The sequence below is a fragment of the Micromonospora sp. NPDC049257 genome (assembly GCF_040678915.1).
GTDB lineage: Bacteria > Actinomycetota > Actinomycetes > Mycobacteriales > Micromonosporaceae > Micromonospora > Micromonospora antibiotica.
Window position 1 is genome coordinate 22,117 of sequence record NZ_JBFAQU010000015.1, and the last position, 13,680, is coordinate 35,796.

At 72.5% G+C, this 13,680-nt stretch carries 16 protein-coding genes; 3 read left to right on the forward strand and 13 right to left on the reverse strand.

Annotated elements, in window-relative coordinates; genetic code table 11:
• Positions 1–64: 64 nt before the first annotated feature.
• Together AB0K25_RS21140 and AB0K25_RS21145 are read left to right on the forward strand one after the other, a co-directional pair.
• A complete protein-coding gene (locus AB0K25_RS21140; RefSeq protein WP_363822146.1) occupies positions 65–1,486 on the forward strand; it encodes a DHA2 family efflux MFS transporter permease subunit in 1,422 nt (473 codons plus the stop codon).
• A gap of 9 nt (positions 1,487–1,495) precedes the next feature.
• Positions 1,496–2,446 carry a hypothetical protein gene (locus tag AB0K25_RS21145; protein WP_363822149.1) on the forward strand — a complete coding sequence of 317 codons (951 nt, stop codon included), beginning with the start codon at positions 1,496–1,498 and terminating at the stop codon, positions 2,444–2,446.
• A 6-nt stretch (positions 2,447–2,452) separates the two neighbouring features.
• On the opposite strand, the gene AB0K25_RS21150 is transcribed toward AB0K25_RS21145, so the two are convergent.
• From AB0K25_RS21150 to AB0K25_RS21175, 6 genes are all read right to left on the reverse strand, one after another.
• Entirely contained in the window at positions 2,453–2,713 is a 261-nt protein-coding gene (locus AB0K25_RS21150; protein WP_363822151.1) for a hypothetical protein, read from the reverse strand.
• 175 nt (positions 2,714–2,888) lie between these two features.
• The gene (locus tag AB0K25_RS21155; protein WP_219460501.1) at positions 2,889–3,149 is read right to left on the reverse strand and encodes a hypothetical protein; all 261 of its coding nucleotides are present in this window, start codon (positions 3,147–3,149) and stop codon (positions 2,889–2,891) included.
• Positions 3,150–3,285: 136 nt separating this feature from the next.
• Positions 3,286–3,696, reverse strand: coding sequence for a hypothetical protein (locus AB0K25_RS21160; protein ID WP_219460498.1), 411 nt, complete (start codon positions 3,694–3,696; stop codon positions 3,286–3,288).
• Between the two features lie 216 nt (positions 3,697–3,912).
• Positions 3,913–4,593, reverse strand: coding sequence for a hypothetical protein (locus AB0K25_RS21165; protein ID WP_363822155.1), 681 nt, complete (start codon positions 4,591–4,593; stop codon positions 3,913–3,915).
• Between the two features lie 137 nt (positions 4,594–4,730).
• Complete coding sequence (locus AB0K25_RS21170) at positions 4,731–5,309, reverse strand: TetR/AcrR family transcriptional regulator (protein ID WP_363822158.1); 579 nt, start codon at positions 5,307–5,309, stop codon at positions 4,731–4,733.
• A 13-nt stretch (positions 5,310–5,322) separates the two neighbouring features.
• Positions 5,323–6,831, reverse strand: a complete 1,509-nt coding sequence (locus AB0K25_RS21175; protein ID WP_219460491.1) for an MFS transporter — start codon at positions 6,829–6,831, stop codon at positions 5,323–5,325.
• Between the two features lie 175 nt (positions 6,832–7,006).
• Between AB0K25_RS21175 and AB0K25_RS21180 the strand changes: the two genes are divergently transcribed.
• On the forward strand, positions 7,007–7,399 hold the full coding sequence (locus AB0K25_RS21180; protein WP_219460487.1) for a nuclear transport factor 2 family protein: 393 nt from the start codon (positions 7,007–7,009) through the stop codon (positions 7,397–7,399).
• A 68-nt stretch (positions 7,400–7,467) separates the two neighbouring features.
• Here AB0K25_RS21180 and AB0K25_RS21185 read toward each other — a convergent pair whose 3' ends face one another.
• The 7 genes from AB0K25_RS21185 to AB0K25_RS21215 all read right to left on the reverse strand — a co-directional run bounded on the left by AB0K25_RS21185 (position 7,468) and on the right by AB0K25_RS21215 (position 13,584).
• Entirely contained in the window at positions 7,468–8,349 is an 882-nt protein-coding gene (locus AB0K25_RS21185; RefSeq protein WP_219460483.1) for a fructosamine kinase family protein, read from the reverse strand.
• A 156-nt stretch (positions 8,350–8,505) separates the two neighbouring features.
• Positions 8,506–9,150 (reverse strand): hypothetical protein, encoded by a 645-nt coding sequence (locus AB0K25_RS21190; protein ID WP_363822162.1) that lies wholly within the window; start codon positions 9,148–9,150, stop codon positions 8,506–8,508.
• Positions 9,151–9,234: 84 nt separating this feature from the next.
• The gene (locus AB0K25_RS21195) at positions 9,235–9,630 is read right to left on the reverse strand and encodes a hypothetical protein (RefSeq protein ID WP_219460474.1); all 396 of its coding nucleotides are present in this window, start codon (positions 9,628–9,630) and stop codon (positions 9,235–9,237) included.
• Between the two features lie 36 nt (positions 9,631–9,666).
• The gene (locus AB0K25_RS21200) at positions 9,667–10,479 is read right to left on the reverse strand and encodes an ABC transporter ATP-binding protein (RefSeq protein ID WP_219460469.1); all 813 of its coding nucleotides are present in this window, start codon (positions 10,477–10,479) and stop codon (positions 9,667–9,669) included.
• The gene (locus AB0K25_RS21205) at positions 10,476–11,510 is read right to left on the reverse strand and encodes an iron chelate uptake ABC transporter family permease subunit (RefSeq protein ID WP_219460464.1); all 1,035 of its coding nucleotides are present in this window, start codon (positions 11,508–11,510) and stop codon (positions 10,476–10,478) included. The genes AB0K25_RS21200 and AB0K25_RS21205 overlap by 4 nt, the downstream gene beginning before the upstream one ends.
• Positions 11,507–12,547, reverse strand: a complete 1,041-nt coding sequence (locus AB0K25_RS21210) for an iron ABC transporter permease (RefSeq protein WP_363822166.1) — start codon at positions 12,545–12,547, stop codon at positions 11,507–11,509. The genes AB0K25_RS21205 and AB0K25_RS21210 overlap by 4 nt, the downstream gene beginning before the upstream one ends.
• Positions 12,547–13,584, reverse strand: coding sequence for an iron-siderophore ABC transporter substrate-binding protein (locus AB0K25_RS21215; protein ID WP_363822169.1), 1,038 nt, complete (start codon positions 13,582–13,584; stop codon positions 12,547–12,549). The genes AB0K25_RS21210 and AB0K25_RS21215 overlap by 1 nt, the downstream gene beginning before the upstream one ends.
• Between the last annotated feature and the right edge of the window lie 96 nt (positions 13,585–13,680).

Below are 13,680 nucleotides of genomic sequence, written 5' to 3' on the forward strand. Positions count from 1 at the left end.
TACCTAGCATCACCCCGGTCACGACGTGACATCAGATGATGACCGTACGTATCGGGAGAACCTGGTGAGCGAGCTCAGCCCACGCCGTCGCACCCTGGTGCTGGCGATCTGCTGCGCCAGCATGGTCCTGGTGGTGGTGGACATCTCCATCGTCAACACCGCCCTGCCCCGCATCCGCGACGACCTGGTCGCCACGGTGACCGGCCTGCAGTGGATCATCGACGCCTACACACTGGTGCTGGCCGCCTTCCTCCTGCTGGCCGGTTCCACGGCGGACCGGGTCGGTCGGCGGCGGGTCTTCCAGACCGGCCTCCTCATGTTCGGCGTCGGCTCGCTGCTGTGTGGCGTGTCGCCGGGCATCGGCTGGTTGATCGCGGCGCGGGCCGTGCAGGCCGTCGGCGCGACCATGCTGAACCCCGTGGCGATGGCGATCGTCGCGAACACCTTCACCGTTCCCGCCGAACGGGCCAGGGCCATCGGCGTCTTCGGTTCGATGTCCGGCCTGTCGCTCGCGCTGGGCCCCGTCCTCGGCGGTGCGCTGATCGACGGCTTCGGCTGGCGCTCCGTCTTCTGGATCAATGTGCCGTTGGCGCTCGTCGCGTTCGCCCTCACCGCGAGGTACGTGCCGGAGTCGCGCGCGCCGCGGCCCCGCCGGTTCGACCCGGTCGGCCAGCTCCTGGTGATCGCGGTGCTCGGCAGCGTCGTCTACGCGGTCATCGGGTCCAACCGGCAGGGCTGGACGGCACCGGTCATCCTGGGGCTGCTCGTCGTCGCCGCGCTGGCCACGGTCGGCCTCGTCGGGTACGAGGCCCGCCGGGTCGATCCACTGCTGGAGTGGCGGCTGTTCCGCAGCGTGCCGTTCAGCTCGGCGATCCTGATGGCCCTGTTCGCGCTCTGCGCCTTCGGGGCCTTCCTGTTCGTGACCACGCTCTACCTCCAGCACGTCCGCGGCATGTCGGCGCTGACCGCCGGGCTCAGCCTGCTGCCGCTCGGTGCGTCGATCGCGCTGCTCTCGCCGTACACCGGGACGGTGGTCGGGGCCCGTGGGCCGCGCCTGCCGCTGCTCGCCTCGGGGACGGCGCTCGCGCTGGGCGGCCTCACGTCCCTGCTGATCGGGCCGGCCACCCCGCTCGTCGCCGTGCTCGCGAGCTATCTGCTCTTCGGAATCTTCCAGGGCACCCTCAACCCGCCGGTCACCAACACCGCGGTCTCCGGGATGCCGCGTTCGATGGCGGGCCTGGCCACCTCACTCGCCTCGGCGGGCCGTCAGACCGGCACCACCCTGGGGGTCGCGATCGCCGGCACGATGGTGGGCTCGGTCGGTGACGGCACCTCGTTCACCGACTCCACCCGGCCGGTGTGGTGGCTGGTGTCCGGTCTCGGCGTGGGCATCGCCGCCCTGGCGCTGCTCAGCACCGGACGGTGGGCGAGGGGCACCGCTTCGCGGGCCGCCACGCGGTTCGGTGCCGTCGGTCGGGTTGGTTAGCATCGGGCCATGATCGAGGAGCTGGTCCGGAAGGTGTCCGCCGGTGACGACGACGCGGTCGAGGAGTTGTCCCTGATCGCGGACACCGAGCCGGGCAGGCTGACGCCGCACCTGAGCTCGCTTCTCGACCACGACGTGCTGTGGCCGGGAAAGCTGTACCGGGCGGCGGACGCCGACGTGGTCCGCCGGGTCGTCGCGCGTGTCGACGGCGGGCGGACACCGGAGCAGCTCAACCACCTGCTGGTCGTCCTGGCGCACACCGCCCACCCGCTGGCCGAGGACGCCCTACGTCGCTGGTCGGCTCAGCCCCCGCCCGGCGCGGACACGCTGCACGTCGACATCCTGGACTACGCGTCCGAGGGCGGCTGGACGGTCGACCCGCAGGGCCACCGGCGCGACCTGTGCGGGGACACCGCGTACCGGTGGCTCATGCGCGAGGCACCACGGCGGCCGGACGTGGCGATCTGCCCGTGGTGCGCGTCGCCGCTGTGGACGGCTGCGGACCTCGACCCGGCGGACCCCGCCGTCGGTGTCGCGTTGGCGCACACCGGCTGGTCCGGTCGCCTGGTGATCGAGACGTGCCACTTCTGCGCCTGTTACACGACGCTGTACAGCCGGGTCACGCCGGACGGCGGCACCGGCTGGTGGACCGGTAACACCCGCCCCGACCATCTCGGTCCCGCCGGGACGGAGGATCCGCCCGCGCTGCTGCCGGTCCCCGGGGAAGCCCGGGAGAGCCCCTATCAGGCCAGCGCGTGGGACCGGGGCGGTTCGACGCTTGGTGGCCGGCCCGACTGGATCCAGGACGCCGACCACCCCGACTGCCCCGGGTGCCGGCAGCCGATGGACTACGTCGGTCTGGTCGGCGGCGCGGACCTGGACGAGTACGGCGAGGGCGCCTACTACCTGCACCTGCACCGGCCGTGCGGGTTCGCCGCCGTCAACTACCAGCAGAGCTGACCTGCGTCACCCCTGCCGCTCAGCGGCGCTGCGGTGCAGGCGGGCGGCGACGGCGGCACCGATGGTGCCCGTGGGGGTCGTGACGACGACCATGACGCCCATCGTCACGCGGTGGGCGGCACGGGGAGAAGGACCGGTTCGGGCGCGATCATCACCCTGGCGCTGCCGACCGGTCACCCGCTCACCGCGCCGCCACGGCTGCGGCTGGCCGACATCGAGGCCGGGCACCAGCAGGTCGTCCCCGGCGCGTACCACTACGTCCGCCACGGTGAGCAGCGGCCACCGTTCGCGGACATGGTGCAGATGCTGCGGCAGATCGAACTCGGACGGATGGTCGCGCTGCTGCCCGCCTCGGTGGCCGCCCGGGCGTACCGGACGGGTGCGGTGAACCCGTCCGGTACGCCCGGGCGGGCCGTGGGCCGGGGCCGCCCGTCGTCGGGGCTCAGCCCGCGATCGAGGCCCGGAAGTACCAGCCGTTGTACTGGCTGTCGGGCAGGGTGCGGTAGACGCAGTTGCTGGCCACCTCGCCCCAGTAGCTGGCGTCGATGCGCCACTGCTCGCATTCCTCGTACGTGGCGAAGGCCCCGTTCCAGTCGAACGGCACGGCGGCGGCCGGGGCCGGCTGGACGGTGAAACTGACGGCGGCCGCCGCGGTGGCGACCACCGCGAGTCGGGTGAACCTGCGGCGCATCGGCTGGGGCATGGGGGTCCTTCCGCAGGGGTGACGGGACTGTGACCGATCGTAGATCCACAGTGGCCGATCGCTGATCCACCGTTCGGGCAGGCCCCGGGGACCCGACGCGGGACGGCCGGGCCGCCCTGCGCCGGCACGGGAGGTGTCAGTCGTGGACGCCGACGTGGAAGTTGAAGACCGCACCGTTGCGGGTGAGGGTGAGGTTCCACTTCCCGCCGTTCTTCAGCACCACCGGGTTGACGGTCGGATACCGCTGGAGGAACCAGTCCTCCAACTGCTGCGCCTGCGCGGCGGCGAGCACCCCGACCTCCCCGATCGCCGCTGCCTGGTGCGGTTCCTGGTTGCAGCCGGCGTTGAACCGGTAGCTGGTGTCGCGGTTCCACCGGCCGCTGCCGAGCATCGTGACCGTCACCGGGCCGGAGTGCTGGAACGCCAACTGCGGGACCGCGGGGTCGGCGACGACCACGCCGGGTGGTGTCTCCAGGGACGGGAACGGCACGGCCACCGTCTCGATGACGGCCTGCGATGCCCAGTTGAAGTCGACCTCGAACGGCATGCCCATCCTCCTGACCGGGGTGTCCCGTCCGCCGGCCTGTCGCGACGGCACGTCAACGTGACCCATCATGGGTGGGACCCGAGGTCCCATGGCGGCTACTGTCCGTGCCCGGACACTGCCGGCCAACCGACAGCGTCCGGCACGGACCCGGCCCCGGCGGGCGGTGGCGACGCCGACCGTCGGTTGACGGATCGGTCGTCGCGCCACCGGCCGTCGTCAGCAGGCGGCGCGCTGGCCGGAGTAGTGGACGCCGATCCGGCCGACCACGGTCAGGTCGGTCAGGGCGGTGTCGGCGGCGCGGTTGACGTAGCAGGAGTACCGGTGCTGGTTGATCACCTCAAGGTGGATGTGCGCGCCGCTGTCCCCGTTGACCTGGTAGCAGCTGGAGTACCGGAACCGGCCGGTCTCACCGAGCTTGGTCCACGGGCCGACCGAGGCCCCGACGACGACACCGCCGGGTTTGTCGTTCACGTGCATCACGTCCGCCCGGCCGATGATCCCACCGGTCGTGGTGTCCCGGGCTTCGAGTCCGATCCGGTAGCCGCCGTCGGCGAGGTTGCCGGTCGCGCAGCCCGGACGGACGGTGACCACGGTGACCGCGACCGGGTGCCCGGCCGCCGTCTTGGTGCCGAACGGGGAGACGACGGTGGCTCCCGGGTTGCGGTAGATGTCGACCGCCCAGTCGTTGGTGTAGCCCCAGTTGCCGAACACGATGTGGTGGTTGGCCGGCCCGGACCCGCCGAACCTGTTCCAGGTGGACGAGTCCTGGATCGGTGGGTACACCGCGATCGCGTCGGCGGTGTCGTGCGCGGCGGCCGGGGTCGCCGGTACGGCGACGGCTCCCAGCACGAGCGCGAGCGCGAGCGCGCCGAGCGTACGGGCGATGCGGAACCTCATCGTGCCTCCGAAAGGGTGCGCGGAGCGGAACGAAACCACCTCGCCGATCGACGAGAGTGGATGAGGATACCGCCGGTGGCGGGACGTGGAACAGCCGCCGACGTCGCGGCCGTGACGGGCCGTGCGGGTCGCCCGGCTCAGGGCGTGAGCGTCTCCCACAGGTGCGGGTTCCGGGTCAGGTGCAGCAGCCGCTCCGCCAGCCGTCGGTGGGCCGGGGTGTGCGTCGGGGCGCCCCACAACGGCGCGGTGCTCATGCCGTCCGCCGCCGCCACCACGAGCGCCAGCACCTCGGCGGGCAGCCCGTCGGCGGCGAGGGCCGCCTCCAGCCGTTCCGCGTCGGCCCGGGCGAGTTCGGCGACCGCGGGCACCGTCATGAGCTGGGTGATCAGCGACAGCGATGCGCGTACCGTGGCGTCGTCGGCGGGCGCCACCGCCGCGCGCAGGTAGGCCCGGGTCAGTCGTCCCGGTGCGGTGTCGCTGGGGTCCAGCGCGGCGTCGATGCTCGCCTGGAAGGCGGCGAGCTGATCGCGGGCCAGTTCGGCGATCAACTCGTCCTTGCTGGCGAAGTGGTAGATCAGCCCACCCTTGGACACCCCGGCGAAGCGGGCGATGTCGTCCAGCGAGGCGTGGATCCCCCGGGCGCGCACGGCGTCCGCGGCGGCGTCCAGCAGGGCACGTCGGGTGGCCTGCGGCGACCGGCCGGCGGTACGTCCCACGGCGACACCGTACCTACGGCCGGGGCGGGCGCGGCGACGGGATCAGCGCCCACGCCAGCACGGCCGCGCCGAGGGTCAGCACCGCCGCGACCGACGAGCTGACCTGCACTCCGGTGATGAAGGCGTCCCGCGCACCGGCGGTGGACTGCGGCGGGAGCACCTGCAGCGCCGAGCCCAGCGAGTCACGGACCCGGGCCGCGTCCCCGGCCGGCAGTCCGGCCGGCACGCTCACCGCGTGGCGGTAGACCAGCGACAGCAGGGAGCCCAGCACCGCGATGCCCAGCACCACACCGAGTTCGTTGGCGGTCTCGGTGATCGCCGAGACGGAACCGGCCTTGCGTGGTGGCGCGGCCGAGAGGATGGCGTCGCCGGTCAGCGTCATCGCCAGTCCGATGCCGAGGCCGATCGGCACCAGCGCCAACCCGAGCCAGAGGTACGGCGCGTGCGCGGCCGCCGCCACCGCGCCCAGCCCCGCGGCGGCGAGGCCCAGGCCGAGCGCGATGGCCCGGCCCCGGCCGAACCGGGCCACGACCAACGCGATGATCACGACGACGACGATCGAGGCCAGGGTGGCGGGCAACTCGGCCAGACCCGCCTGCAACGGGCTGAACCCCCGGGCGAACTGGAGGTACTGCGAGAAGAAGAAGAGCATGCCGACCAGTGCGAAGATGGCGATGACGTTGGCGACGACCGCCCCGACGAACGCCGGGTTGCCGAACAGTTCGACGTCGAGCATGGGCTGTTCCAACCGCCGCTGCCGCCTGACGAACAGCACGCCGGCGACCAGCCCGGCCAGCAGGCAGGCCACGGTCACGCCGTCGAGGCCGGCCCCGACCACGTGCTTGACGGCGTACACCAGGGGCACGACCGCCGTCATGGACAGCACGGCGGAGAGCACGTCGAAGCGGCCCGGTCGCGGGTCCCGGGACTCCGGGAGCAGCAGCAGACCGGAGACCACCACCAGGACCATCACGGGCACGTTGATGAGGAACACCGAGCCCCACCAGAAGTGTTCCAGCAGGAACCCGCCCACCAGCGGCCCGATCGCCGACCCGGCCCCGAAGGCGGTGGACCAGATGGCGATGGCCCGGGTCCGTTCGCCGCTGTCGGGGAAGATGTTGCGGATCAGCGACAGGGTGGACGGCATCAGCGTCGCGCCGGCCACACCGAGCAGCAGACGCGCCCCGATCAGCGCGGGCGCGCTGGGGGCGAACGCGGCCAGCAGCGATGCCGCACCGAAGGCCACCGAACCGATCAGCAGGACCCGTTTGCGTCCGAACCGGTCGGCCAGGTTGCCCATCAGCACCAGCAGCCCCGCCAGGGTCAGCGAGTAGATGTCACCGATCCAGAGGACCTGTTCCGCGGTCGGTGCCAGGCTCGCGGTCAGCGCCGGCACCGCCAGGGAGAGCACCGTCCCGTCGACGGCGAGCAGCAGCACCGCCGCGGCCAGCACGGCCAGCGCCGCCCACCGTCGGCGGGTCGACAGCGCCGCTGCGGCGACCGGGGTCGAGGGCGTGATCATGCCGGAACTGTACCGACCAGCCGGTACAGTTTGTCAGGGTGACGTACCGCACTCCCGCCTGTCGGCCTTCCCGGCCGCTCCCGGCGCGATCGCGGCGGCAGCGCCGCCGGTCCGCTGCCCGCGGTGTGGGCGGTGTGCGGCACTCCATCGTCTGCCGGATGGCAGGGTGGGGCGCATGGACAGGAAGCATGTCGACGACTGGCTCGTCGCCTACGAGCGGGCCTGGCGGACGCCGGGTACGGACACCCTCGGCGCGCTCTTCACCGAGGACGCGAGCTACCAGCAGGGGCCCTACCTGACCCCCGTGGTGGGTCTGCCGGCCATCGCCCGGATGTGGGAGGCGCAGCGCAAGGGCCCCGACGAGGTGTTCCGGATGACCAGCGCGATCGTCGCGGTCGACGGCGACACCGCCGTGTCCCGCCACGAGGTGCACTACGGCGACCCGGTCAGGCAGGAGTACCGCGACCTGTGGGTGATGCGCTTCGCCGACGACGGGCGGTGCCGGTCGTTCGAGGAATGGCCGTTCTGGCCGGATCGGCAGCCGCCCGCGGTGCCGTCGGGATCGTGACGGCGCCCGGCCGCCCGGGTCGGCCGCCGGCTCCCGGGACGTTCCCGGTGCTCGACGATCGCGGCCGGTCAGGCCCGCGACCGGAACGGGGCGAGCGTGGCGCGGATCGTCTCGGCGGCACCCCAGTCGTCGTCGAACTGGGCCAGCACCGCCAGGTGTTGCCGCAGTTGGATGATCGGCATGCGGTCCCGCCAGTCGGCGTCGAGGCCGGTCAGCTCGGCATAGACGGCGAAGAACCGACGCGACTGCGGTGGCGCAGCCGTGGTCCACAGGTGGGCCAGGTCCACCTCAGCCCACAGGTACGACACCGCCGGGTCGATCAACGCCGCCTGTCCGTCCCCGGTGGACAGCACGTTCTGCGACCAGAGGTCGCCGTGCGTCAGGCACGCCGGCCGGTCCGGCAGCAGCTCGGGCAGCCGGGCGCACAGCCGTTGCATCGCGGCCCGGTCGGCGGCACCGAGCGCCGCCTCGACCCGGGGCTCGGAGAGCCAGCGCAGCAGACGGCGTTCGGCGAAGAAGGCGAAGCCGTCGTCGGCCCAGGTGTTGACCTGCCGGCGACGCCCCAACCAGTTGTCGCGGTGCCAGCCGAAGCGGGGGTGGACGGTGCTGGTGTGCAGGTGGGCGAGCGCGTGAGCGAACCGCTCCCAGAAGGCCCCGTCCTGCGGCCTCGGCGACAACAGCGACAGCACCAGCAGTTCGTGGTTCGCCACGAGCACGTCGGGGGTCGCCAGGCCGCCCAGTTCCCGCAGGGCCGTCAGCCCGTCGGCCTCCGCGACGAACGCGTCGCCGTCGGGTGGATCGGCGAAGGTCTTGACGAAGACCGGTGGCGCGTCCCTGCGGTGGGCGATCCCGGCGAGCGCGGCGAGGCCACCGCTCACCGGCTCGACCGTGACGACGTCCCCGATCCCGGCCCGCACCAACCGTTCGGCGAGCAGTTCCGTCGCGGGCATCGGTGCGCTCCGTCCGGGTCGGGGGTGCGGCGGGTCCACCATGGCATTCCCCGTCGCGCACCGCAGCCCCGCCGGCCGGTCGACGCCGCACGGGCACGACCCGGGTGGCGCGGGTACGCCGGACCGAACCGGGTGGCTGGCCCGGCCCGGCCCCGGTCACCCGCCGGTGCCCTCCTGCGCGCCGTCGTGCTGGTCGCCGTCCAGGTAGACGTGCTGGTGGCCGTGGCCGGCGTCGACGTTGACCTGATCGAGTTGGGTAGCGGCGACGGACCAGGCGGCGGCGGCCTGCTCCGCCTGCCGTTTCGCCAGTGCCGTCAGCGCCGCCCGCTGCGCGGGTGGCCCGGTGACCGCGAGGAGGTACGACTCGACGGCCAGGGACGTCTGCTCCACGGCACCACGCAGACCACCGCGTGCCACGTTGGTCGCCGTGCTGCCCGACGGTGGGTCGGCGAACGGCTCCGCCGCCCGCAGCACGGTCTGCTGCCACTGGCGTGCCTGCTGCTGGTCGGCGGTCGGCCCGGCCCGCAGGGCGTCGAGCACGGGGGTGATCTCGTCGCGGAGGCGTCGGGCGGTGGCCGTCAGCTCGGTGATCTGCTGGGCGTCCCGCTTCGCCTCGGCCCGGCGCAGGTCGGCGATGGCCGACTCGGTGGCGTCCGGTCGACCGACCGTGTATCCGATGCCGCCACCGACCAGTGCGACGACCAGCCCGATCGCGGCGACGACGGCGAGCCGGGACGGCCGGCGGCGTGGTGAAGGCGACGCGGCCAGCAGATACGAGGGCCTACCGGTACGACGCGACACGTCATCTCCCTGCTCGACGGGGACTGGTCGCAGCATAGTGCCGTCCGGCCGGCGGCGGGTCGGCCGTTTGCCGACCCGCCGGGGTCACCGCAGCGCCACCACTGCGTCGGTGCCCCCCTGGTGACGCAGCACGGTCTCCGGTGCCGGATCGTGGCGCAGCAGCGTGTGCCGGATGAGGTCGGTGCCGGCGGCGAGATCGTCGAAGACCGCGATGTCCACGCTGACGGCGTGGGTGACGTAGCCACCGGAGGCGTCCCGGCGCATGCTGCTGCCACTCTGCTCGGCGTGGCCCAGGCCCCGGTCGCGCAGCGCCCGGTCGAGGTCGCGGGTCACCGTGGTGGCGTACCCGCGCGAATCGGGCCGTCCGCCGACCTCCAGGTGCAGGTCCAGCCGGTAGCGGCGGGCCACCCGCAGCGCACTCGGGCCGAACCACCGGGTGCAGATCCACGACGGCGAGGGTGGGACAGGGGACCTCCGCAACCCGTACCGGCCGACCCGGCAAGGCTCGTCGTGGGGCTAGGTGCGAGCGGCCGAGACGTGATGGCGACCGATCGGCAGCATCAACGGCCGGCCGGAGACCGGATCGACGATGACCCGACTGTCCAGGCCGAAGACGGCCCGGACGCACTCCTCGGTCAGCACCTCGGTCGGCGGCCCCGCCGCGTACAGGCCACCGTCGGCCAGCGCGATGAGGTGGCCGGCGTAGCGGGCGGCCATGTTCAGGTCGTGCAGCACCATCACGATCGTGGTGCCGCGGGTGGCGTTGAGGTCGGTGAGCAGGTCGAGCACCTCGACCTGGTGGCTGACGTCGAGGAAGGTGGTCGGCTCGTCGAGCAGCAGCAGTTCGGTCTGTTGGGCCAGCGCCATCGCGATCCACACCCGTTGCCGCTGCCCGCCGGAGAGTTCGTCGACCGACCGGTCGGCCAGGTCGGCGGTGTGGGTGGCGTCGAGGGCGGCGGCCACCGCACGGTCGTCGTCCCCGCTCCAGCGCGACAGCAGTCGCTGGTGCGGGTTGCGGCCCCGACCGACCAGGTCGGCCACGGTGATGCCCTCCGGGGCGATCGGTGACTGGGGCAGCAGGCCGAGGGTGCGGGCCAGCTCCTTGGCCGGCGTCCGGTGCACCTGCCGGCCGTCGAGCATGACGTGACCGGCGCGCGGGGCGAGCAGTCGCGACATCGACCGCAGCAGCGTCGACTTCCCGCAGGCGTTGGCGCCGACGATCGCGGTGATCCGGCCGGGCGGGACGAGCAGGTCGAGCGATTCGATGACGACGCGGTCGCCGTAGCCGACGGTCAGTTTCTCCGTCGTCAGGGCGTGGTCGGTGGTCACAGCGAGCCTCCGGCGCGGTTCGTGCGGACGAGCAGGTAGATGAGGTACGGGGCACCGAGCACCCCGGTGATCACCCCCACCGGGAAGCGGATGTCGAAGGCGAACTGGCCGAGGAAGTCGGCGACCAGCACCAGCAACGCGCCGACGAGGGCGGACGGCACCAGCGGTGAGCCGCCGACGCCGACCAGCCGGGCGGCGATCGGCCCGGCCAGGAAGGCCACGAACGCGATCGGCCCGGTGGCCGAGGTGGCGAACGCGATCAGGCCGACGGCCGCGACGATCGAGACCAGCCGGGTACGTTCCAGCCGGGTGCCGAGCGCTGCGGCGGTGTCGTCGCCGAGTTGCAGCATGGTCAGGTTCCGGGCCTGGCTCAGCAGCACCGGGCCGAACAGGGCCAGCGCGGCCAGCACCGGAACGGTCTCGTCCCAGGTGGAGCCGTTGAGGCTGCCGTTGAGCCAGCGGGTCGCCGCCTGCAGGTCCCACTGGCCGGCCTGGTTGAGGACGTACGAGGTGGCGCTGTTGAGCATGGCGGCGATGCCGATGCCGATCAGCACCAGCCGGGTGCCGGCCACCCCGTCGGTGAACGACAGCAGGTAGATGAGCACGGCGACGCCGAGCGCGGCGACGATGGCGAAGATCGAGACGCCGGTCTCGCCGAGGCCGAGCACGATGATGCCGAATGCCGCCGCGGCGCTCGCCGCCGAGCTGATGCCGATGATGTCGGGGCTGGCCAGCGGGTTGCGCAACATGGTCTGGAAGGTGACGCCGCCCATGCCGAAGCAGAGCCCGGTCGCCAGGGCCAGGACGGTGCGGGGCAGCCGGAGTTCACCGACGGTGAACGACGCGCCGGGCACGGTCTCGCCGAGGATCACCCGCAGCACGTCGCCGGGCGGGTAGAACGTCTGCCCGACCATCAGCGAGACGACGACCAGCGCGGCCACCGCCGCCGAGAGTGCGGTCAGCACGGCACGGCGTCGTCGGCTGCGCCGGACCCGGCCGCGGGTGACGGCCCTCAGGGTCGTGGTGCTCACAGTTCGCGTACCTTCTGCCGGCGGACGATGTAGATGAAGAAGGGGGCGCCGATCAGGGCGGTGATGATCCCGGCCTCGATCTCGTCGGGGCGGTTCACCACCCGTCCGGCGACGTCCGCGACGGTCAGCAGCACCGCGCCGACCAGGGTCGCGAACGGCAGCAGCCAACGGTGGTCGAGTCCGACGAGCAGCCGGCACAGGTGCGGGACGATGAGGCCGACGAAGGCGATCGGTCCGGCGACCGCGGTGGCCGCGCCGCAGAGCACCACCGCGCCGGCGGCGGCGATCCCGCGGACCAGGGCGACGCGTTCGCCGAGGCCGGCGGCGAGTTCGTCGCCGAGCGCGAGGGAGTTGAGTGCCCGGGCGCACAGCAGGCAGCTGGCCAGCCCGGCGAGCAGGAACGGCAGGACCTGGCCGATGCTGTCCCAGCTGGCCCCGCCGACGCCGCCGACCTGCCAGGACTGGAAGTTCTCGGCGATGTCGCCACGCGGCAGCACGACCGCGACCACCAGCGAGGCGAGGGCGGCGGAGGTGGCCGCCCCGGCCAGGGCGATCTTGAGGGGGGTGGCGCCGCCGCGACCGAGTGAGCCGACCGCGTAGACGAACAGCGCGGACACCGCCGCTCCGGCGATGGCGACCCAGATGTACATGGTGGCGGTGTACAGGCCGACGGTGGTCATGGCGACGGCGATGGCCAGCATCGCGCCCATGTTCACCCCGAGGATCCCCGGGTCGGCGAGCGGGTTGCGGGTGACGCCCTGCATCACGGCCCCGGACAGGGCCAGTGCCGCGCCGACCAGGGCCGCGAGCACCGTCCGGGGCAGGCGTTTGACCACGGCCGCCTGGTCGAGGGTGTCGTGGGTGCCGCCGAGTGCGGCGGTGATGTCGGCCCAGCCGACGATCCGGGAACCGAAGGCGACCGACGCGATCAGGGCCAGGGTCAGCGCGGCGAGGACGACCAGGAGCCAGGTCAGGCGGGTCCGGGCCGGACGTCGCAGCAGGGCGACGTCCGGCCCGGAGGTGGCTGCACCGGTCATCAGAGCTTGTCGGCGGCTTTGCCGAGCAGATCGACGTAGTCCTTGAGGACGAACGAGACGCCCAGGGGTGTCGGGTTGGCGGCGGTGGCGACGGGGGTGCTGCCGGGCAGCGTGACGAAGGAGCCGCGCTTGATCGCGGGGATCTTGGACAGCAGCGGGTCCTTCTGGAGGGTGGCCAGGGTGGTGCCGTCGGCGTCGCCGTAGGTCACGATGATGTCGACGTCGCTGAGGTTCTGTACCTGCTCGGCGCTCTGGGTGAGGCTGAACTCCTTGGTCGCGGCGGAGGCCTTCGCGATGCTCTGCGGGTGCGTCATGCCGAGGTCGGTGAAGAACTGGGCCCGGGTGTCGTTCGTGGTGTAGAAGCTGATCTTGCTGAGGTCGGTCGGGTCGAGGTGGGTCAGGAACATCGCCGACCGGCCGGCCAGTTTCGGGTAGCGGGCGGCCTCGTCCTTCATCTGCTTCTCGATCTTCGCGATCAGCGCGTCACCCTCGGTGGCCAGGCCGAGGGCCTTGCTCTCCAGCTTGATGCTGTCGCGCCACGAGGTGGCCCAGGGCGCCTGCGGGTACGCGACGACCGGCGCGATCTTCGTCAGGGTGTCGTAGTCCTGCTTGGTCAGGCCGGAGTACGCGGCCAGGATGACGTCCGGCCTGGTGTTCGCCACCGCCTCGAAGTCGATGCCGTCGGTCTCGTCGAACAGCACCGGGGTCGACGCGCCGAGTTCCTTGAGTCGTGCGGCGTCCCAGGGCAGCAGCCCGTCGCCGTCCTCGTCGCCGAAGTTGGCCTTGGCGTAGCCGACCGGGACGACGCCCAGGGCGAGGGGGACCTCGTGGTTGGCCCAGTTGACGGTGGCGACCCGCTCCGGCTTCTTGTCGATCGTGGTGGTGCCCAGCGCGTGGGTGACGGTGAGCGGGAAGGTCGCCGTCGCGGGCCCGGACGCGGCGGGCTTCCCGTCGGAGTCGGACGACCCGCCGCAGGCGGCGAGGGCGAGCGTGGTGGCGACCGCGACGATTCCGGTGAGCAACCGGGAGGGGCGCATACGGAGTACTCCAACTCACATAGTAAGGACAGGCTTACCTAATACTTGATCGGTAAAGTACTCCACGTTCCTGAGCCGTTGACCAGGGGGTATGAG

Bases quoted from the DNA above. Each gene is read 5' to 3' on its own strand.
- AB0K25_RS21165 (WP_363822155.1), bottom strand. From the start codon at position 4,593: ATGAGGTTCCGCATCGCCCGTACGCTCGGCGCGCTCGCGCTCGCGCTC.
- AB0K25_RS21175 (WP_219460491.1), bottom strand. From the start codon at position 6,831: ATGATCACGCCCTCGACCCCGGTCGCCGCAGCGGCGCTGTCGACCCGC.
- AB0K25_RS21160 (WP_219460498.1), bottom strand. From the start codon at position 3,696: ATGCCGTTCGAGGTCGACTTCAACTGGGCATCGCAGGCCGTCATCGAG.
- AB0K25_RS21185 (WP_219460483.1), bottom strand. From the start codon at position 8,349: ATGCCCGCGACGGAACTGCTCGCCGAACGGTTGGTGCGGGCCGGGATC.
- AB0K25_RS21210 (WP_363822166.1), bottom strand. From the start codon at position 12,547: ATGACCGGTGCAGCCACCTCCGGGCCGGACGTCGCCCTGCTGCGACGT.
- AB0K25_RS21155 (WP_219460501.1), bottom strand. From the start codon at position 3,149: ATGCCCCAGCCGATGCGCCGCAGGTTCACCCGACTCGCGGTGGTCGCC.
- AB0K25_RS21215 (WP_363822169.1), bottom strand. From the start codon at position 13,584: ATGCGCCCCTCCCGGTTGCTCACCGGAATCGTCGCGGTCGCCACCACG.
- AB0K25_RS21145 (WP_363822149.1), top strand. From the start codon at position 1,496: ATGATCGAGGAGCTGGTCCGGAAGGTGTCCGCCGGTGACGACGACGCG.
- AB0K25_RS21180 (WP_219460487.1), top strand. From the start codon at position 7,007: ATGGACAGGAAGCATGTCGACGACTGGCTCGTCGCCTACGAGCGGGCC.